Below are 19,987 nucleotides of genomic sequence, written 5' to 3'. Positions count from 1 at the left end.
CCTTTTTTTCGAAAATCCTGACAATCAACTGGATGATGTAGTGGAAGCCTTCAAAATCGAAAAGGACCATAACTAAACCTATAGGAGCGTGAGGAAATGGCATTTGGAAGAAAACCGCCTGAAGAGATCGTAACCGCTGAAACGAAAGTATGGGTATGTACTTCTGATGATTGCAATTGCTGGGTTCGCGACAATTTTAAAAGCAGCAATGTCCCCGCTTGCCCAATTTGTCAAAGTGATATGGAGCAGACAACTAAGGTTCTTGAAGTGGTTAACAACCATAGTCAGAATCTAATCGGATAATGATAAGATAAGGTGAAAACAGTCTGGATGATTCCAGGCTGTTTTTTTCTTTTTTTAACGCTCTTTTCGTAAACTTTGTTGCTTTCACAGCGAAAGTAAAAACCGGCACCTGGGTTTTTACGAGTATTGATGCAAATTCTAGCTCAGAAGCCTCCTCAAAAGAGCCCCGATACCATTAAGGGTGCTGAAGCAGTTACTTGATCGAAAAGCAACATTTAATGCGAAAATAGCCTTTTTTATAAACAAAAAAAGTGCCCATTTCTAGGCACCTTCTTTGTATGCGGATGAGAGGACTTGAACCTCCACGGTGTTGCCACCACTAGAACCTGAATCTAGCGCGTCTGCCGATTCCGCCACACCCGCGAATAAGTATTTAAAAAAATTATAGCACAGGAAAAAGCAATTTCAATTCATTTTTTTGAGGGAAACTGGACATGTTGTATTAAGTTTTTATTTCACGGCATACAATTTACAAAGTTTCTGTGTGCTGGAGGAAGAGGAATTGAGTGTGAGTTTACTAGTAAGCTATATTTTTCTTGGGTTAACATTGGCTGCACCAATTGGACCGGTCAATTCCGCCAGATTGGACAAGGGCATCAAAAATGGTTTCTGGCATGCATGGATCGTCGGTGCAGGATCAATGATTGCCGATGCTATTTTTATGCTATTAATCTATTTGGGCCTTGTGAATTTTTTGGACATGCCCATCATCCAAATATTCCTGTGGCTGTTTGGTGGATTCGTCCTTACATATTCAGGGATTGAATGTATCGTGAAGGCGAATGATATTAACCTTGCGTTTAGCCGAGGACAGGAATCATTGATGAAATGTTTTTTTACAGGTTTTTTGATGTCGATAAGCAGCCCTTTATCAATCCTGTTCTGGTTGGGGATTTATGGGTCAGTCCTGGCCAAAACCGCCAGCAGCTATGGTCGCACCGATTTGTTGGTTTATAGCAGTATGATCTTTCTTGGATTGGCATTGTGGGATATACTTGTAGCCGCAATAACTACTGGATTCAGGAAATTTTTGAATTATAGAAGCTTAAGGGTTATCTCAATATTATCAGGGCTTTCATTATTGGGATTTGGAGTATATTTCGGTTTTCAGGGAATAGCAGCACTATTATAAGGTAAATTTAATGGACCATCTTCCTCCCTCATGGAGTTTTTTTCCGCACCTATTTTTTGCTTGTTCTGTTGTTGAAACCATCAGTGAGTTCAGGTGATTTTTCAATGATTTTACGTTGTTTCTCGTCAACTCTTGTATCCCATATACTATATTTTATTTTATTTTGCCTATCTTTGTTCACCAATTTAGACACCTCCACATTTATATAGTTTCAATTTAGAAACAAAAATATGATGAAGGTTTTCGGGTATTTTTTACCATTATAAAAATTCAGCAAATGCTCATTATAAAAAAGTAAAAAAATTAAAGGAGAGATCTTTCATGCCTCAAATTGATGTTAATCAGCTAAATCAAGCTAAAGCTAATGTAACGCTTACCCAAGAATTATTGACAAAAGCGATTGAAAAAGCAAATTCCGATCCTACGCTGGCTCAGGAAGCAATTAAACAAGCATCAAATGAAATTTCATCTGCATTAAGTGCGGTAACTCAAGTTCAAAACACAACTCAAACTCAACAGACTGCAGAATGACAAGGTAAAATTCATTTGATCTTTCCCACATTATTTGTTAATGAAGCTTACCCTCCACTTGTGGAGGGTTTTTTAATTTTCTGAAAACATTCATAAACATTAATGTTTTTTATATTTTTTGATTAAAAATGATTGTTTTTGAAAGAAAATGATTGATTTCTGTAATCGATTACATTATGATGTAAATACGAAGCAAGTAGGAGGAATGGCTCATGTTAACACCTGAGCGCCACCAGCTCATATTACAAATAATAAAAGAAAAACCCATTGTAAAAATACAGGAACTAGTTGATCTAACTGAGGCTTCAGAGTCAACCATCCGGCGTGACCTGACAATCCTTGAGGAAGGGAAGTTCCTGAAAAGAGTGCATGGCGGAGCTGCCAGATTGAGGGGCAAACTCCAGGAGCCAAGCATGGTTGAAAAATCCACCAAATACCTTCAAGAAAAAAAGCAAATCGCTCATTATGCTGCAAGGCTTGTGGAAGAAGGTGACAGTATTTATCTTGATGCCGGGTCGACTGTTTTCGAAATGATCAATTTTCTTTCGGTTAAAGATATTGTAGTGGTCACCAATGGTCTCATGCATTTACCGCAGCTTCTTGAAAGAAATATAGAAACGTATGTGATAGGCGGATACGCCAAACCAAAAACAAATGCGATCATCGGAAGAGGAGCACTGGAAAGTCTGGAACAGTACCGCTTTGATAAATGCTTCCTCGGAGTTAATGGAATCCATCCTCATTCTGGGTATACGACACCAGACCAGGAAGAAGCAATGATCAAGCAAAAAGCAATGTCCTTGTCACGTGAGTCATTTGTACTTGCTGATGAAAGTAAGTTTTCCGAGATTACCTTCGCAAAAATAGCAGACTTGCATGAGGCAGCAATCATCACCAATACAATTGATGAAGACCTTAAAGGACAATATACGAGCAAAACTTCAATAAAGGTTGTGACACCATGATATACACTCTTACTCTTAATCCATCTGTCGATTACATCGTTGAAGCAGATGAAATCCAACTAGGCGGTTTGAATAGAAGTTCAAACGAAACAAAGCTTCCCGGCGGTAAAGGGATTAATGTTTCAAGGGTCCTTCGATCCCTTGGAGTGGATAACAAAGCAACCGGATTTCTTGGAGGCTTCACCGGCAAGTATGTCGAGGAGTTTCTTATCGGGGAAGACGTACAAACAAGTTTTGTAAAAGTTGAGGGTGATACAAGGATCAACATTAAGCTAAAGGCAGGATCAGAAACAGAAATAAATGCCCCCGGCCCAGAGATATCAACCTTGGCAATAGAATCATTGAAGGAGCAGATCATGCAGATGGGGAATGAGGATTACCTGGTCCTCGCTGGAAGCATTCCCTCCAGCATGCCTGAATCAATTTATGAAGAGATAGTCCAAATCTGCAAGAAGACTGGGGCAGAAGTAATCGTAGATGCAGAAGGTGACTTGCTAAAAAACATTCTTGACTACAGGCCATTCCTGATCAAGCCTAATCACCACGAATTGGGGCAGTTGTTCAACAAGGAAATCACCAATGCTGACGAAGCTATTTTTTATGGAAAAAAACTAGTTGAAGCTGGTGCTAAAAATGTCATCGTTTCACTGGCCGGGAAAGGTGCCGTCTATATAAATGAACACGATGCCTATAAAGCAGCTGTTCCTCAAGGTGAAGTCAAAAGCTCAGTAGGTGCCGGGGATTCAATGGTTGCTGGATTCGTCGCTCAGTATCTAAAAACTGGAGACCGAAAAGAGGCATTCCGCTATAGTGTTGCATCAGGCAGCGCAACGGCTTTTTCAATCGGATTATGTACACCAGATAAAGTTGAACAACTTCTTCAAGAAGTAAAAATACTAAACACCTAGTAAGGGGGAGAAAAAATGAGAATCACAGAATTGCTGACTAGAGAGACAATTCTATTATCCATGAGGGCTTCAGCGAAGCAAGATGCAGTTGATGAGCTTGTAGGAGTTCTTGATGGGGCAGGGAAGATTACAGATCGCAATGCTTTTAAAGAAGCGATCCTAAAACGTGAACAACAAAGCACAACAGGCGTAGGGGATGGGATTGCTATTCCACACGCAAAAACTTCAGTCGTAAAAGAAGCGACAATTGTCTTTGGCCGATCAAAGGATGGAATCGATTATGAATCATTGGACGGACAGCCTGCACACTTGTTCTTCATGATTGCAGCACCTGAAGGAGCGAACAACACCCATTTAGAAGCACTGGCACGACTTTCTTCCATTTTGATGAATTCAGAAGCGCGTGAAAAACTTCTTGGTGCAAAAACAGCTGATGATGTGATTGAAATTATTAACAGCTATGACCAGGAAGAAACCGAAGAGAAGGTTGCAAGGAATAATAAAAAATTCATAGTAGCAGTAACTGCATGCCCTACGGGAATTGCCCATACTTACATGGCTGCAGATTCATTAAAAGCGAAAGCAGCTGAAATGGGCGTAGATATCAAGGTTGAAACGAATGGCTCAGGCGGGGCGAAAAATGTCCTAACAAAAGAAGACATTGAAAACGCTGAAGCAGTCATCATTGCGGCTGATACAAAGGTAGATATGGACAGATTTGCCGGAAAGCCATTAATTGATGTACCTGTTGCCGACGGAATCCGTAAACCAAAGGACTTGATTGAAAAAGCTGTTAAAAAGGATGCACCACTATACCAGGCCTCGGGCAATCCATCGTCCGAAAAGAAAGAAGGGCGTGGCGGAGTCTATAAGCATCTTATGAATGGCGTATCGAACATGCTTCCATTTGTTGTCGGCGGCGGTATCTTAATTGCAATTTCATTTATGTTTGGCTACAATGCCTTTAACCCTGAGGATCCATCCTATCACCCAATTGCCAAAGCGTTAATGGACATCGGCGGAGGTAGCGGTGCCTTTGGATTGTTAGTACCAATTCTTGCAGGTTTTATCGCCCTAAGTATTGCTGACAGACCTGGTTTTGCTCCGGGTATGGTCGGTGGCTTGCTCGCTGCAACTGGCGGCGGTGGATTCCTAGGCGGTTTGGTAGCTGGATTCCTTGCGGGATATCTCGTGTTGGGATTGAAGAAACTATTCGCTGGACTTCCTGCTTCACTCGAGGGGATAAAGACAATTCTCTTGTATCCATTGTTCGGTATTGCTTTAACAGGGTTCATCATGCTGTTCTTGGTAAACAAACCAGTTGGTGCCTTGAATCAGGCAATTACAGATTGGCTTTCAGGATTAGGGACTGGGAATGCTGTATTACTTGGAATTGTCCTCGGTTTAATGATGGCATTTGACATGGGTGGGCCAGTTAATAAAGCAGCTTACGTTTTCGGAACTGGCTTACTTGCAAACGGTGTATATGAGCCAATGGCTGCAATCATGGCAGCGGGTATGGTGCCTCCGCTTGGCATCGCACTTGCGACAACTTTCTTTAAAAAGAAGTTTACCAAGGAAGACCAGGATGCAGGAAAGGCTAACTATATTATGGGGCTTTCTTTCATCACAGAAGGTGCTATCCCATTTGCAGCAGCAGATCCACTGCGTGTTATTCCTTCAGTAATGGCTGGATCGGCTGTTGCCGGAGGATTGACTATGATGTTTAATATTGGACTGAGAGCTCCTCACGGCGGATTGTTCGTTGTACCGCTCGTTGAAGGAGGATGGCTGTTATACCTGGCTGCAATTCTCATCGGTTCTATCGTCACAGCAATCCTGCTTGGAATATTGAAGAAACCAGTTACAAAATAAAAATAACGGCCTGCAGATTAAAATATCTGCAGGCCATTTTGTTATGAATATTTATATTAATTAGCATATAAGCTTTTATGAAGTGAATTGTAAAGGGGGAAACTGGAAATGGTGAATGATTTCGAAAGTGCTGCCTTGTTTGAGCATCGTTTTTGGCTTCAGGTACTTGGTGACCATGGGAGATTCCTGCATGAGGCACTAGCACCTGTAGAGCAAGAGGAAATCGAAACGGCAAAATACTTTATCAATACTTTTGATAGGCTCCTTCAAAGGGTGGAAACAACAGATCTCATTCATTTGAGCATGAGAGCGGATGAAGAAGCGAAGAAAATCCGGCAATTTAAGCTGGAGCTAATTGAAAAAATGCTGACTGGCAATGTAAAAATCCATTTTGGCCCTACCTTTATAAACCATATGGTAAACGAGGTCGAGGAATATATCAGAGTTCTTGAGTATCTTAAAAGGGGAGAGGTACCGCCAATTTTTCACGAATTGCACCACCATACTGTCTGGCTGCTAGATGCTGCAGGTCATGCAGGTGCCATTCAAAGCAACCTTGACCAGGTCGAGAAACGCATGAAGGCAAAGAGTGAGAAATATATGAAGCATTTTGAGGATTTCTATTTGAAAGCAGTCGAGATGACTGGCTACTTGAGAACGAATTTAACCTCTTTTCCAGCTTTGCAAAGGATGAATCAAGAAGTATCACTAGAAATTCAACTGTTTATGAAATTTCTTGATGAGTTAAAGGAACTGGAGTTAACTGAACAGGCATTGGGAAGCTTTGCTCCGCTAATGGCTGACCATATGTTCAGGGAAGAATGCTATTATTTATCAAAAGTCGCAGAAGCGGCCTCTATGAATCAACCGGACTGTAATCCTGGCAAGCCCAGGTTGAAGACGAACTGAACCTGGCGGATACTAGATAGATTTCCATTTCATCTAGTATCTTAGCCCTAATTTTTCTTTGGTATAGAACAGATGTTCTTATTTTGGACAAGGTTATGTTATACTTGAGAAGCAATAGTCAAATCTCATGGGTGGTCGGGTAGCCCCGCAGGAAGGGGGTGATGCCTTTGACAGTATTCGAGACCTTTATGGCGATGTTTTCATTTGCCAGTTTGATCCTCGCAATTCTAACGTTGAGCCAAAAAAAATAGACCTCCCTTAACTGTAATACAGTGAGAGGTCCAGCTGCTTCTTTGCCGATCCTCTAAGGGAAAGGCTATTGCGGAGACTGCCGGTGGGCCTACACCGGCGGTCATTCTTTACATATATACAATACAAGAATACCATACAAGGCTGTCAATGTCACGGTTATAAGAGCCTTGATGCATGAGATGTTTTACTATTTGGCTATACTAATGAAGTTGTATAAATCCATGCATAGGGAGTGAATGGCGGATGCCTAGATGCAAAATAGAGTATGGTGATCTCTATTTCGATGAGATAGGGGAAGGAGATCCGATTATCTTTCTACATCCACCTGGTATGGGGAGAAAGGTGTTTCGATTTCAGAAACCACTGAGCGAACAATATAAGGTTGTTTTTCCTGACTTAAGCGGTCATGGGGAGTCAACAGCTTTACTAAAAAAAGTTACCATCCAAAAATATGCAGAAGAAGTCTTAAAGCTGGCAGATTTTATAGGCCTGAAAAAAGTGGCATTGTGTGGATATTCCTCCGGAGGAAGCATCGCCCAGGAATTCGCCCTGACTTACCCAGAAAGAACTGCAGCAATTATCCTGTCTGGCGGCTTTGCGGAGGTAAATTCACCTTCGTTGAAATATGAGCATTTAATGGGGATGTATTTGGTGAAAAATTCCCCTAAAACCCTGGCGAAGGTGATTGCAACCGCACATACCTTTGAAAAGAACTACAGGGCTGAACTCATTGAACATATGCTGAAGGCAGATTTGGAGACTTGGTTTCATTTTTATCACGAATCGTTGAATTACTCTTGCATTGGAAGATTGAAAAATTTGAATGTACCTTTGCTGCTGATCTATGGCTCAAGAGATTTCATCAATCAGCATTTAAGGGCATATGAAAGAGAACTTGAAGACTTCAATAGAACAATTATTCCAAAAGTTTCACATCAGGTTCCTGTTAAGAAGTGGCAGGAGTTCAATACAGAAATAGCTATGTTTTTGGAAAAGCAATCTGCCTGGCGATAAAAAAACGCATTGTTTGATTTGCAATGCGTTTTTTTACGTCTCTTGTTTTTCTGGCTTGATTGCAATGAATGTTGCTAGAGCGGCTGCAATACTTAATGCAGTTAGGACAATGAATATGAGCTTACTCGAACTTTTCATCATTAGAGCGATGACAGGCGGGCCGGCTGCGACTCCAATGAACCTCATTGAGCTATATATGGATGTAATAGTTCCTCGTTCTTCCTTTTCGATACTTTCAGTGACAAGGGCATCTAGTGGTGGCAGGCTAGCTCCAATTCCAATGCCGGCAACAAGAAACATTGTGATGATAAACCACAGTTCCTTTGAAAAACTCAGGAGTGCGATCGCTATACCAAGCAGCACTAAACTTGAAAATGTAATCCACTTCATGAGTACCATGTTCTTTTTTATCATTTTGCCTGTGATAAAAGATGAAAGGCAAAGAGCCCCTAATGGCAGGGCAAGAACCAGTCCTTTTTTCAAACCCTTTATTCCATAATTGTTCTCAAGAATATCGGACAGGTAAAACAAGACGCCAAACAGAACGAACATGACAATCGCCCCAATAAAAAAGATGGCATACAGCCAACGCCCATTCTCTGTAAAAATCAGTTTCACTTTTTTTATGAAATCCTTGAAAGGCAATGGTTTTTCTTTCTTTTTCGGACTTTTAACAAGTAACATCATCATGATTATTGAAAGGGCACAGAAAACTGGTATTGAAAAGAAAGGGATAAACCAGATGAATCCAGCAAGGAAAGAACCTAATACTGGGCTGAGAACCTTCCCAAGCGTGTTTGCAGTTTCGATTTCTCCTAGCACACCGCTAACTTCATCATCGTTCTTGAACATGTCTCCAACCAATGGTAAAACAATCGGAAAAGCACCGGCTGCTCCGACCCCCTGAAGGGCTCTTCCAATTAAGACAACCCAATACCCATCGTTCATTTGCCACGAAGCCCATCCAGAAATAGTTCCACCAATCCCAGTTATGATCAGGCTTGGAATAATGACTTTTTTTCGGCCGATATGATCAGATAAATACCCTGCAAGCGGGATTAAGAATATAGCTACTATCGAATAGACCGTTATGATTAAGCTTGATTGGAAAGAAGAAATACCCATTTTCTTTTCCATGACAGGCAAAACGGGAATCAACATCGAATTACCAAGCGTCATCACAAGTGGAATGGATGCAATGGAGACGATTGCCCATTTTTGATTATTCACTTGATCTTCTTTTGTATCCTTCTCTTTTTTATTTGAAACCCCACCGGATTTAGGAAACAAGTTCTCAATATGATTCATGATCGGTAACCTGCCTTTTTTCAAACTATTTTTAGTGTGGACTTAAACCGCAGAAAAAACTGATGTCTTTTTATGGGAAAATCTTTCTGCGAAAAATCCTTATGGAGTTTTTGCAGGGAAAAGGATAAAATAATTGGAAAAGACTTGAAGGTTGGTGGAATTATGGCACAAATAATGTACCTGAACGTCGGGATTCCAGAGCTTAGGACCTGGGATGGCAAACAAGAACTATCAGCGATTGGGAAAAAAAGAGTGACACAAGCGTTCCTATCAAAAGATTCCTTCCACGGAGATGGCGTGGCAGCAACAGAATTTCACGGAGGACCTGACAGGGCTGTTTGTTTTTATCCAGCAGAGCATTATTCAAAATGGTCTGGTGAATTCGGAAAAGACTTTGCACTTCCAACCTTTGGAGAGAATATTTCTGCCTCAGGAATGACCGAATCCGATATCTATATAGGTGATACATACCGGCTTGGAGAAGCCGTTGTCCAGGTCTCACAGGGAAGGGTGCCGTGTGCAAAAATCTCGAAGAATAACGATATTGGCCAACTGCTTAAGAGGGTAGTCGAGACTGGTTTTACGGGGTATTTCTTCCGTGTTCTTCAAGAGGGAATGGTTTATGATGACTCCGAAATAGTTTTGTTGGAAAGGAAGCAAAATAACTATTCGATATTAAGAGCCAATGAAATTTATTTTCACCAAAGGAAAAACTATAAGGCGATTGAAGAACTCGTGAATATCGAAGAACTGGCAGAAGACTGGAAGAAAAACCTTGAGAAGCTCTTAATGCAGAAAAATTAAAATATTTAATTTTTTTGTTTGACATTTACGAATCACCGCTTTAATATAATGAATAACATATTAATGAGCGATGACGAAGAGTAGTAACTGGATCAGGTACTTCAGAGAGCTGATGGTTGGTGGGAATCAGTGTAAATGTACCAGCGAATGGACTTCCGAGCTTCCAGACCGAACCCTTTAGGCGGTAGGCTCTGGCGAAATGACCTTATCGTTATAAAAGGCAGGCATTAAGCATTTTGTGCTCGATGCTGTTAAGTGAGCTGTTTTACAGCTAATTAAGGTGGCACCACGGGTCTCTCGTCCTTATTGTAATCAATAAGGATGGGGGGCCCTTTTTGTTTTTCTGAACATACCAATAAAATTATTATGTAAACTCGTTGAGCAAGAAGAGTAAGCAGGATTATTTCCGTTACAGAGAGCCGGGTATGGTGTGAACCGGTACAGAAATACTTGCCGAATGGCCTTGCGAGAGGCAGCCTGAAATAACAGTAGGGCTTGCCCGGGATTCCGCCGTTAAAAGGATAGGGTATAAAGATAAGCCTTTTTGGTTTTCCTGTACCTGAAGAGAGGGAGCTCCAGATGGCTCCAATATGAGGTGGCACCGCGGTCCAATCGTAATCGTCCTCTATACAGCACAATCTTTGTGCATGTATAGAGGACTTTTTTATTTTCTAAAGGAGGATTTATATGAAGGTTGAATCACCAAATATCATTATTGAAGAGATTGAAGGGGATACATTAACCCCAATATCTGTATACCAGATGGTTTCTGGAAAGAAAAAATTCCTTCTCGAAAGTTCCCATAAGCATAATGACTCAGGACGATTTTCTTTTATTGGCTGTGATCCAGTTTTTGAGCTTTTAAACGAGAAGAGTGAGACATACCTGGTTAGAGAAGGAACTAAAGTCCATATTGATGAGCCCTTCTCGACAGCGGTTAAAACAATGCTTCCAAAAATTAACCCTGCATCGGATATCCCTTTTATCGGCGGTGGTGTGGGCTATGTGAGCTATGATTTCATTCGTGAATTTGAACAGATTGGATTACTTAAAGAGGATTCTCTAGATATGCCGGAAGCCCATTTGATGTTCTTCAATGAAGTCATTGTGTTTGATCACCTGAAACAAAAGATTAACCTAATTGGGATTCCTTTTCCCGGCTATGGCAATGAAGACCTATTGGAGAGAATAACGAGCCGCAAAGCAGAGCTAAGTTCAGCCGGCAAAAAGCAGCCTTCCGAGACATTTTCTTTGAAAAACTTTAAAGCGTCACAAAACAAGGAGGAGTTTGAAGATACAGTTCGGAAAGCAAAGTCCCTTATTGAAGAGGGAGAAATTTTTCAGGTTGTATTATCGAGAAGGTTAACAGGAGACGCAAAAGGAGACCCGTTTTCTTTTTATCGTAAATTGCGCGTGAACAATCCGTCGCCATATATGTATTTTCTTGACTTTGAAAGTTATATGGTCACAGGGTCTTCGCCTGAGAGTCTTGTGAAATTTCAAGATGGGACTATCACTACTAATCCGATTGCCGGTACGAGACCGAGAGGGAGAACGGCAGAGGAAGATATTTTGCAAGAAATCGAATTAAGGCAGGATGAAAAAGAATTGGCTGAACATAAAATGCTTGTCGATCTCTCAAGGAATGACTTAGGCAGGATATGTGAAATTGGCAGTGTCATGATCAAAAAATTCATGGAGGTAGAGAGATATCAGTTCGTCATGCATCTAGTTTCTGAAGTGAGCGGGAAGCTGCTGCCAAATGCGCATCCGATTGACGGACTGGCGGCATGCATTCCTGCAGGGACTGTATCAGGTGCACCGAAAATACGAGCGATGCAAATTATTAACGAACTTGAAGCTGAAAAAAGGGGTGTCTACTCAGGGGCTGTCGGTTACTTTTCTGCTTGTGGAAGCATGGATTTTGCACTGGCGATTCGAACCCTGGTTGTGAAGGACGGCAAAGGATATCTTCAAGCGGGTGCTGGAATTGTCTATGATTCAGATCCAACAAAAGAGTTTGATGAAACGAACCATAAATTAAAAGCATTGATGGAGGCCGCTAATGATACTTCTGATCGATAATTATGATTCATTCACATATAACCTTTACCAATACTTGAGTGAGTTGGGAGCTGAAGTGTTAACAGTGCGCAATGATAAAGTGACCATTGAGGAGATATTGGAAATGGAGCCTGAGGGAATCGTTCTTTCACCCGGTCCTGGCAGGCCTGAACATGCTGGAATATGCATCGAAGTTGTGAAACAGTTGGCTCCATCCATCCCGATCCTGGGGATTTGTCTTGGCCACCAGGCGATTGGTCAGGCATATGGCAGCTCGATTATCAAGGCGAAAAAAATCAGGCATGGTAAGGAGTCACCGTTATATCATAACGGAAAATCACTTATGAAAAATTTAGAAGATAAACCAGAAGTCATGAGATATCACTCTTTGGTAATAGACCGTACAACCTTGAGTGAAGATTTTGAAGTCCTTGCTGAAGCGGCTGATGACAAAGAAATCATGGCAATTAAGCATAAAACTTATCAGCTGTACGGTCTTCAATTCCATCCGGAATCAATAGGAACGGTGAGTGGAAAGCAAATTTTATCGAATTTTTTAGCTGAAATCAGAAGGGAGACTTTAGCTTATGAAGCATTATCTTGAAAAGCTCATAGAAGGTAAATCACTCATGGAGTATGAAATGGAAGAAGCAGTGCAGGGAATTTTTAAACAGGATATAACAGACAGTGAGATTGCATCCTTTTTAACAGGTCTTAAATCAAAGGGAGAAACAGCAGAGGAAGTATCAGGATTAGTAAAGGCAATCAGGAAGCATGCACTGAATTTTACAAAGAAAATACCGAATGTTCTGGATAATTGTGGAACAGGAGGAGATGGTTCAAAAAGCTTCAACATTAGCACTACTTCAGCCTTTGTTATAGCTGGTGCCGGGATTACGGTTGCCAAGCATGGCAACAGAAGCGTGTCGAGCAAGACTGGGAGTGCAGATGTTCTCGAGGCGCTCGGGGTTAGCCTTGACTTCTCTCCCGAAGCTACAGAAGAAATTCTTGAACAAAATGGGATTGCTTTTCTTTTTGCACCACATGTCCACCCAAAACTAAAACAGATCATGAAAGTAAGAAGGGACCTGAAAATTCCGACGATCTTTAACTTGATTGGGCCTCTCACGAATCCTGTCCAGCTTGATTATCAGCTGCTTGGAATCTACCGCAGGGATTTACTTGATAAGTTTGCCCATGTACTTGCGAACCTGAACAGGAAGCGCGCTATTGTCATTAATGGAGCGGGTGGGATGGATGAGGCTTCCCTTTCAGGTGTGAACGAAATGGTGTTAGTAACTCAAGGTGAAATCAGGCATATGAAACTTCAACCTGAAGAAGTGAATTTGCCAGAGTACGACAATGCCAGTATTCGCGGCGGTGATGCTAGGGATAATGCGGAGATATTGTTGAATGTCCTTCGAGGCAAGAAAGGAGCACACCGTGATACCGTGCTTCTGAACTCGGGAATTGGGATTTATACTGCGGGTCATGCCCCATCAATACTTGAGGGAGTCGCTCAGGCGGCCGAAAGCATCGATTCGGGCAATGCGCTTCGGAAATTGGAGAATCTGATTGACATCAGCAAACGAAATAATAAGGCGGTGGGCTGAAATGGGTACAATACTCGACTCAATTATTGAAAGAAAAAAAACAGAAGTAGAAGTATTAAAGAAGGCGACAGAGGTTTTTCCAGATTTCCCTTATAAAACCCGTTCGTTAATCAAAGCGTTAAGGGGAGCAGAAGATATTGCAATCATTTCGGAGTTCAAAAGAGCCTCCCCTTCAAAAGGAGACATCAACATTGACTTGGATCCTGGACAGCAAGCAATTCTCTATGCCGAGTCGGGAGCAACAGCTATATCAGTATTAACAGATCAAAAGGGATTCAAAGGTTCCTTTGATGATCTGAGAAAAGTAAGAGAGGTAGTAGACCTGCCGATTCTGTGCAAGGATTTTATCGTAGATGAAATACAAATAGACAGGGCACGTTCTGCCGGGGCAGATGTGATTTTGTTGATTGCTTCAGTTCTGTCTGTGGGAAAATTGGCGGAACTGCACACTTATGCATCATCTATAGGGCTCGAATGCCTCGTTGAAATCCATGATCAGACAGATCTTGAGAAGGCGTTAGAAATAAACGCTGCTTTAATCGGAATCAACAATCGTAATTTGAAAACATTCGAGGTCAATATGGAAAATACCGAAAAGCTTGGTCCGCATGTTAAAAAGGCAGGTGCCTTGCTAATCAGCGAAAGCGGAATGAAAACAAGGGAAGACATTGCCCGGGCATCAGCTGCAGGAGCAAGTGGAGTATTGATTGGTGAGACTTTTATGACTTCATCAGATATTAAAAATACATTCACTCAGTTCACTGTTCCTATCGTGAGGGATCTACATGAAGGTTAAGATTTGCGGAATTAAAACAGTGGAAGCAGCGAGTCATGCTGTGGAATACGGTGCAGATGCTCTTGGATTTGTCTTTGCAGAGAGCAAAAGGCAAATAACAGTTTTTCAGGCAAAAAAGATTATTGATGAGTTACCGGAACACGTCTGGAAGGTAGGAGTCTTCGTAAACGAAGATGCTCTAATAGTAAAAGAAATCGCCAGAACGGCTGGCCTGACACATATACAGCTTCATGGTGACGAAAATCCAAGTGAATATGAAACGATCGGCCTCCCGCTAATTAGGTCTCAATCCGTAAGGTCGCAGGAGGATCTAATGAAAGTTGAAACAATAAAAGCTGACTATATCCTCCTTGACAGTCCGCCAGGGAAATACCGCGGAGGGAATGGTTCGAGCTTTGATTGGGAACAGGCAAAGCTATTTGGCCATTTAAAATCAAATATCATTTTAGCGGGCGGCCTGAATCCTAAAAATGTCAGACAGGCGATAGCAAAGGTTAAGCCCATCATGGTTGATGTAAGCAGCGGAGTCGAAAGCAATGGTGAAAAGGATTTACTAAAAATAAAAGAATTTATCTATAACGCAAAAAAGTCGGGGGAGGAAAAGTAGGATGAGTGCAAGTACTTATAATTTACCGGATAAAAAGGGGCATTTTGGAAATTACGGAGGCAGGTTTGTACCCGAAACACTTATGCATGCTGTTCTTGAATTGGAGAAGGAATACAACAGAGCGCTGGCGGACGAGGAGTTTAATAGCAAACTGGAAATATTAATGAAGGATTACGTCGGGAGAGAAACGCCATTATACCTGGCTGGCAATCTCTCGGAGCATGCTGGTGGAGCGAAAATATATCTAAAGCGCGAGGACCTCAACCATACAGGAGCTCATAAAATCAACAATACTGTTGGGCAGGCCCTGCTTGCAGTAAGAATGGGGAAGCGGAAGATCGTTGCTGAAACAGGGGCTGGGCAGCACGGAGTTGCAACAGCAACAGTCTGTGCCTTGTTGAATCTGGAATGTGTCATCTTCATGGGTAAAGAGGATATCAGACGTCAGCAATTAAATGTTTTCAGAATGGAACTTCTTGGAGCTAAAGTAATAAGTGTGAATGCTGGCAGCGGTACATTGAAGGATGCGGTCAATGAAGCTCTTCGCTACTGGGTTACAAACGTCCGCGATACTCACTATATCCTTGGATCTGTAATGGGCCCTCACCCATTCCCAAAAATGGTTCGTGACTTTCAAAGTGTCATCGGTAAAGAAACAAAACAGCAATTTTTCGAAAAGGAAGGGAAGCTTCCTGATGCACTTGTTGCATGTATTGGAGGGGGCAGCAATTCAATTGGCTTATTTTATCCGTTCATTGAGGATAAAAGTGTATCTATTTATGGTGTGGAAGCTGCAGGTCTCGGCCTGGCAACTGACAAGCATGCTGCATCACTATCTAAAGGGAAACCGGGTGTCCTTCACGGTGCGATGATGTACCTTCTTCAGGATGATGACGGTCAAATTCAGGAGGCGCATTCGATATCTGCTGGCCTGGACTATCCTGGCATTGGACCTGAACACAGCTACCTGCATGATATTAATAGAATCAAATATGAATCCGTAACGGATGATGAAGCACTTCATGCATTTCAACTGCTTTCAAAATTAGAGGGAATCATACCTGCATTGGAAAGCGCTCATGCCATTGCGTACGCAGTGAAGCTAGCCGCTCGGATGAGCAAAGTTGAGAGTATCGTTGTCTGCTTATCTGGCCGTGGTGATAAGGATGTACAGACAATAAAAGACAGGATTGGGGGACTGGAATAATGGATAGTATTAAAAAAGCTCTGACTGAAAAAGGAAAGAAGGCTTTTGTTCCATATATAATGGCTGGAGATGGTGGGCTCGAAAGCCTTAAAGAGAAGTTGCTGTTTTTACAAGAGTGTGGTGCCGATGCCATAGAAATTGGTATCCCCTTTTCTGATCCTGTTGCGGATGGACCTACAATACAGAAAGCTGGTATCCGGGCGCTTAGCAATGGAACGACGTTGAGAAAGGTACTGGAGAATATTCAAAGCTTCAAAACTGAAATCTCGATCCCTCTTATTCTGATGACCTATTTGAATCCCCTTGTAGCCTATGGGATTGAAAAGTTTGCTAAGGATGCTGCTAACGCTGGAACATCAGGCTGCATCATCCCCGACCTTCCGCTTGAGGAGGAAGATTTCATTCTCCCAGCGCTTGAGCAGCATGGAATCTCTTTAATCAGGCTGGTGACACTTACAACACCAGTTGAGAGAATAAAAGAAATTGGCTCCAGGGCAACAGGGTTCATTTATGCAGTAACCGTAACCGGTATCACAGGTGCAAGAAACAATTTCAGCGGGGAGCTGGCCACTTTCCTGAACTCTGTAAAAAGTGTCAGCCCTGTCCCGGTGTTAGCAGGGTTTGGAGTTTCAAACGCTGAACAAGTCAGAGAAGTGTGCGAGCATTGTGATGGCGTGATAGTTGGAAGTAAAATTATTGATTTATTTGAAAAAGGGGATTTGGCTGGAATTAAACAGCTCGTGCGTACTGCTGAAGAGGTTAGTTTGACCTAGTGTTAATGAATAGCAGAACCCATTAGCATATTGGCATCTCTATGGTAATCATCCAAAACCTTTACTAGAATAGCCGCTGCCTACCAAGCAGCGGCTATTCCTTTTCGGCGGTGACACATACAGTCAAAACTGGTCTTACCTGCAGATAAGATACCTCTGGGTTTTTGAATCCGGTACTAAGCAAATCTTTTTTCATCATTTCTCCCAGTTGTTTTGCTGTTTGAGCCGTCGATCCTTCTTCGCGCGGCTGGACAGTAAGGACTATTCTTCCTCCTGGCTTCAACAATCGGAGCAGGTGATTTAAGGAAGTCAGTGGTTTGTCCCAGAGTGGATAATTATTTACGGAAATGATTTTATTGTATGAATAATCTGGTTGAAAGTCGGCAACATCGCCTATAGTCAAATGTACTTTCCCTTGTTCAACCCATTCTTTATTTCTCTTTGTCGCCTCGTTCTTCATTTTGGAGGAAATGTCTATTCCATCTACCTCTATTCCGCGGTAAGTTGACATCAAAGTCTTAATGCCATATCCGGGACCGAACCCAATTTCTAAAATACGGTCATTTTTATGGACTTGAAGCTTTTGTATGCTCCATCTATTAATTTTCCGATTCTCAAAATACATGATCGTTCCTGCAAGCTTACCAAGTATCCCTCTTGGCTTCTCGAACTGCTTTGCCATTGAATCCATCATTTACAGTCACTCCTGCTTTGATTAACCCATAATTTTTGTTTTTTTCTTATATACCAGTTATCGCTTATTTTTAAACTTCACAACCTTTTGATGCCTATAATGTCTATCCTTTTAAGGGTCCAATATTTACTGAAACCAGGTGTTGACTTTTGGAAATCGATAAAAGGATGTCTGGTAATAATGACAGTCTATTCTGAAAATTATTTCTCGGGAAAGCGCAGAAAAAGACAATATACTACACAAAGATGGGGGCTGTTGAAAAAAATGGCTGAATTTGTCAGATGAAATAATCATTATTTTTTAAAAAAAGCGTGCGATTTGTTACAGTACATTCAAATATTTGTTGTATATACTTTACTTAAAGTTTTATGGTTGAAAATTAAAAAGACGAAATATTTAGTTTTAAAAAAGGACGTTGAACGAGATGAAAATGTACGAAGCGATTCTCGACATTTTAGGAAAAAAGGGAAATGCGACGATACCAGTAATTTGTAAGGAAATGAGTGAACAAGATCAAAGTATTGTCAGTGAGAGGAAGGATATAGTAGAACCTTCCTATATAAAAACACTTGTTAGCAGCAATAAAGAATTATTTCTATTAAAAGATGACATCGTTTCAATAAGGCCAGATAAAGAGCCTGTTTTTATGACAGTTGTTTTGCATGGATATCCTGGTCCTGAAATGAGGGTGAGAATAGATTTTAAAAGGAATATCTTTACTTACTTCGAATGGCATCTGGATTCAAAAGCTTCCGGACCGCTTAACGTTGGTACATTCGGCAGCGTGGAAGATTTTAAAAAGAAACTATACCCTTTGAAGTTATGGGAGTGGGAAGAAGATTACCAAACAGAAGGTATTGTAGTGGACGGTACCAGTTGGTCAGTACAGCTAAAAACGAAAGGAAAAACATATGAAAGCAGGGGACTTGACTCCTTTCCGAACCAATGGAAAGAATTCTGCCGGGCAGTCAGTGAACTGGTTGGCAAGCAGTTTTCGTGTTGACCGCAGATCTTCTGCGGTTTTTTCTATTGCATAAAATGATAGGATAGGATGGATTTAAGGTTATAATGGTGAAAACTCTGCTTATTTTAGGTACAATAGATAGATGTAGTTTCACACAAGAGACCATGGAGGTCAATCGAGAAATGAAAGACATATCAGTACAAGAATTAATCAGCTCAAAAGAATTTATACCAGTCGATGTCAGGGCGCCAATCGAGCATCGTGATTCGGCAATACCCGGGTCGGTCAATATACCATTATTCACAGATGAGGAAAGACAGGAAATAGGCACACTTTATAAGCAATCCGGTGAAGAAGCGGCCAAATGGCGGGCAATGGAAATTGTTTCTCCTAAGCTTCCACGCTTGCTTGGCGAGATAAAGGACCTCAAGAAGACAGGTGCTGAACCTGTGATTCATTGCTGGAGAGGCGGGATGAGGAGCAAGTCTGTTGCCTCCTTCCTGGAATACGCAGGAATACCTGCATTGCGACTGGAGGGCGGTTATCGGGCATACAGGGAATATATTTTGGAAAGAATTCCTCAATTGCTGCCTGAAAAGGCCATTGTTTTGCATGGAATGACAGGTACTGGCAAAACGGACATATTGCAGGCTCTCCAGGAAAAGGGATACCCTGTTGTCGATCTGGAACAAATGGCAAACCATAGAGGATCCATTTTTGGAATGATTGGCATGGGAGAGGCACACAATCAAAAAATATTTGATGCTTTGTTATTTGAAAGGCTGAATGAAATAAAAGATTCCAACTACTTTATCATTGAAGCGGAGAGCAAAAGGATCGGGCGTGCAGCCCAGCCGGTAGAAATGCTCGAGAAAAAGGTGAATGGAATCCATTACCTGGTGAAAAGCTCAATATCTAGAAGAGTCGAGCGGATATACATTGAATATGTACAACCTTTTATGGGAGAAGCCTGGTTTGAAGAGGCAGTCAGGGAGAAGGTATCAAAACTTATAAAACGAATCAATCATGAAGTTTCACCATCCCTTGCGATTGCCCTTGAAGAAAAAAATTATAAAGAATTAATCGAGATATTACTTGTCCATTATTATGACCCTCGATATAACCACGCACTTCTAGACTATGAGGGACCTTTTAATGAAATTGATGCAGACGACTCCGACGTCATCAAAAATATTGAAAAAGAAATCCAAAACACTTTTTCTGACTCAACAGCGGTTTAAAATTAAGAATAAAAGGTAATTAAGTAG

At 41.5% G+C, this 19,987-nt stretch carries 22 protein-coding genes, 1 tRNA gene and 2 other annotated features; of the genes, 19 read left to right on the top strand and 4 right to left on the bottom strand.

Annotated elements, in window-relative coordinates:
• Positions 1-96 precede the first annotated feature (96 nt).
• On the top strand, positions 97-303 hold the full coding sequence (locus DYI25_RS08700; RefSeq protein ID WP_041967496.1) for a cold-shock protein: 207 nt from the start codon (positions 97-99) through the stop codon (positions 301-303).
• Between the two features lie 279 nt (positions 304-582).
• Here DYI25_RS08700 and DYI25_RS08695 read toward each other — a convergent pair.
• Positions 583-666 (bottom strand) — tRNA-Leu (locus DYI25_RS08695).
• A gap of 139 nt (positions 667-805) precedes the next feature.
• On the opposite strand from DYI25_RS08695, the gene DYI25_RS08690 reads away from it, so the two are divergent.
• Entirely contained in the window at positions 806-1,435 is a 630-nt protein-coding gene (locus DYI25_RS08690; protein WP_213367996.1) for a LysE family transporter, read from the top strand.
• Positions 1,436-1,484: 49 nt separating this feature from the next.
• On the opposite strand, the gene DYI25_RS22590 is transcribed toward DYI25_RS08690, so the two are convergent.
• Positions 1,485-1,619, bottom strand: a complete 135-nt coding sequence (locus tag DYI25_RS22590) for a hypothetical protein (protein ID WP_274609497.1) — start codon at positions 1,617-1,619, stop codon at positions 1,485-1,487.
• A gap of 137 nt (positions 1,620-1,756) precedes the next feature.
• On the opposite strand from DYI25_RS22590, the gene DYI25_RS08685 reads away from it, so the two are divergent.
• The 7 genes from DYI25_RS08685 (at position 1,757) to DYI25_RS08660 (ending at position 7,889) form a co-directional block, all read left to right on the top strand.
• The gene (locus DYI25_RS08685) at positions 1,757-1,966 is read left to right on the top strand and encodes a hypothetical protein (protein WP_213367995.1); all 210 of its coding nucleotides are present in this window, start codon (positions 1,757-1,759) and stop codon (positions 1,964-1,966) included.
• Positions 1,967-2,178: 212 nt separating this feature from the next.
• Entirely contained in the window at positions 2,179-2,931 is a 753-nt protein-coding gene (locus tag DYI25_RS08680; RefSeq protein ID WP_213367994.1) for a DeoR/GlpR family DNA-binding transcription regulator, read from the top strand.
• A complete protein-coding gene (pfkB, locus tag DYI25_RS08675; protein WP_213367993.1) occupies positions 2,928-3,839 on the top strand; it encodes a 1-phosphofructokinase in 912 nt (303 codons plus the stop codon). Before DYI25_RS08680 ends, pfkB begins: the two co-directional genes overlap by 4 nt.
• Before the next feature lie 15 nt (positions 3,840-3,854).
• Positions 3,855-5,714, top strand: coding sequence for a PTS fructose transporter subunit IIABC (locus DYI25_RS08670; RefSeq protein ID WP_213367992.1), 1,860 nt, complete (start codon positions 3,855-3,857; stop codon positions 5,712-5,714).
• Between the two features lie 108 nt (positions 5,715-5,822).
• On the top strand, positions 5,823-6,623 hold the full coding sequence (locus DYI25_RS08665) for a DUF2935 domain-containing protein (RefSeq protein WP_213367991.1): 801 nt from the start codon (positions 5,823-5,825) through the stop codon (positions 6,621-6,623).
• Positions 6,624-6,784: 161 nt separating this feature from the next.
• Complete coding sequence (locus tag DYI25_RS22795; protein ID WP_225649917.1) at positions 6,785-6,874, top strand: putative holin-like toxin; 90 nt, start codon at positions 6,785-6,787, stop codon at positions 6,872-6,874.
• A gap of 244 nt (positions 6,875-7,118) precedes the next feature.
• Positions 7,119-7,889, top strand: coding sequence for an alpha/beta fold hydrolase (locus tag DYI25_RS08660; protein ID WP_213367990.1), 771 nt, complete (start codon positions 7,119-7,121; stop codon positions 7,887-7,889).
• A 33-nt stretch (positions 7,890-7,922) separates the two neighbouring features.
• Here the strand turns inward: DYI25_RS08660 and DYI25_RS08655 are convergent, their stop codons facing one another.
• Positions 7,923-9,197, bottom strand: coding sequence for an MFS transporter (locus DYI25_RS08655; RefSeq protein ID WP_213367989.1), 1,275 nt, complete (start codon positions 9,195-9,197; stop codon positions 7,923-7,925).
• A gap of 162 nt (positions 9,198-9,359) precedes the next feature.
• Between DYI25_RS08655 and DYI25_RS08650 the strand changes: the two genes are divergently transcribed.
• From DYI25_RS08650 to trpA, 8 genes are all read left to right on the top strand, one after another.
• Positions 9,360-10,001: an MOSC domain-containing protein gene (locus DYI25_RS08650; protein ID WP_249745291.1), complete on the top strand. Its 642-nt coding sequence runs from the start codon at positions 9,360-9,362 to the stop codon at positions 9,999-10,001.
• Positions 10,002-10,062: 61 nt separating this feature from the next.
• Positions 10,063-10,309, top strand: a binding site (T-box leader).
• Positions 10,310-10,369: 60 nt separating this feature from the next.
• Positions 10,370-10,630, top strand: a binding site (T-box leader).
• A 58-nt stretch (positions 10,631-10,688) separates the two neighbouring features.
• Positions 10,689-12,086 carry an anthranilate synthase component I gene (gene trpE / locus DYI25_RS08645; protein WP_213367988.1) on the top strand — a complete coding sequence of 466 codons (1,398 nt, stop codon included), beginning with the start codon at positions 10,689-10,691 and terminating at the stop codon, positions 12,084-12,086.
• Positions 12,067-12,669 carry an anthranilate synthase component II gene (locus tag DYI25_RS08640; protein WP_213367987.1) on the top strand — a complete coding sequence of 201 codons (603 nt, stop codon included), beginning with the start codon at positions 12,067-12,069 and terminating at the stop codon, positions 12,667-12,669. The genes trpE and DYI25_RS08640 overlap by 20 nt, the downstream gene beginning before the upstream one ends.
• Positions 12,653-13,678 (top strand): anthranilate phosphoribosyltransferase, encoded by a 1,026-nt coding sequence (gene trpD / locus DYI25_RS08635; RefSeq protein WP_213367986.1) that lies wholly within the window; start codon positions 12,653-12,655, stop codon positions 13,676-13,678. Before DYI25_RS08640 ends, trpD begins: the two co-directional genes overlap by 17 nt.
• 1 nt (position 13,679) lies before the next feature.
• Positions 13,680-14,474, top strand: a complete 795-nt coding sequence (gene trpC / locus DYI25_RS08630; protein ID WP_213367985.1) for an indole-3-glycerol phosphate synthase TrpC — start codon at positions 13,680-13,682, stop codon at positions 14,472-14,474.
• Complete coding sequence (locus DYI25_RS08625) at positions 14,464-15,081, top strand: phosphoribosylanthranilate isomerase (protein WP_213367984.1); 618 nt, start codon at positions 14,464-14,466, stop codon at positions 15,079-15,081. The genes trpC and DYI25_RS08625 overlap by 11 nt, the downstream gene beginning before the upstream one ends.
• A 1-nt stretch (position 15,082) precedes the next feature.
• Positions 15,083-16,288: a tryptophan synthase subunit beta gene (trpB, locus tag DYI25_RS08620; RefSeq protein WP_213367983.1), complete on the top strand. Its 1,206-nt coding sequence runs from the start codon at positions 15,083-15,085 to the stop codon at positions 16,286-16,288.
• Positions 16,288-17,061, top strand: coding sequence for a tryptophan synthase subunit alpha (trpA, locus tag DYI25_RS08615; protein ID WP_213367982.1), 774 nt, complete (start codon positions 16,288-16,290; stop codon positions 17,059-17,061). Before trpB ends, trpA begins: the two co-directional genes overlap by 1 nt.
• A gap of 94 nt (positions 17,062-17,155) precedes the next feature.
• On the opposite strand, the gene DYI25_RS08610 is transcribed toward trpA, so the two are convergent.
• Positions 17,156-17,755 carry a class I SAM-dependent methyltransferase gene (locus tag DYI25_RS08610; protein WP_213367981.1) on the bottom strand — a complete coding sequence of 200 codons (600 nt, stop codon included), beginning with the start codon at positions 17,753-17,755 and terminating at the stop codon, positions 17,156-17,158.
• A gap of 424 nt (positions 17,756-18,179) precedes the next feature.
• On the opposite strand from DYI25_RS08610, the gene DYI25_RS08605 reads away from it, so the two are divergent.
• Entirely contained in the window at positions 18,180-18,758 is a 579-nt protein-coding gene (locus DYI25_RS08605; RefSeq protein WP_213367980.1) for a hypothetical protein, read from the top strand.
• A 143-nt stretch (positions 18,759-18,901) separates the two neighbouring features.
• Positions 18,902-19,960, top strand: a complete 1,059-nt coding sequence (gene mnmH, locus DYI25_RS08600; protein WP_249745290.1) for a tRNA 2-selenouridine(34) synthase MnmH — start codon at positions 18,902-18,904, stop codon at positions 19,958-19,960.
• Positions 19,961-19,987 lie beyond the last annotated feature (27 nt).

This window comes from Mesobacillus boroniphilus (assembly GCF_018424685.1).
GTDB lineage: Bacteria > Bacillota > Bacilli > Bacillales > Cytobacillaceae > Mesobacillus > Mesobacillus boroniphilus_A.
Note: the sequence above shows the minus strand (reverse complement) of the source record. Positions and strands in the feature narration are given on the sequence as shown.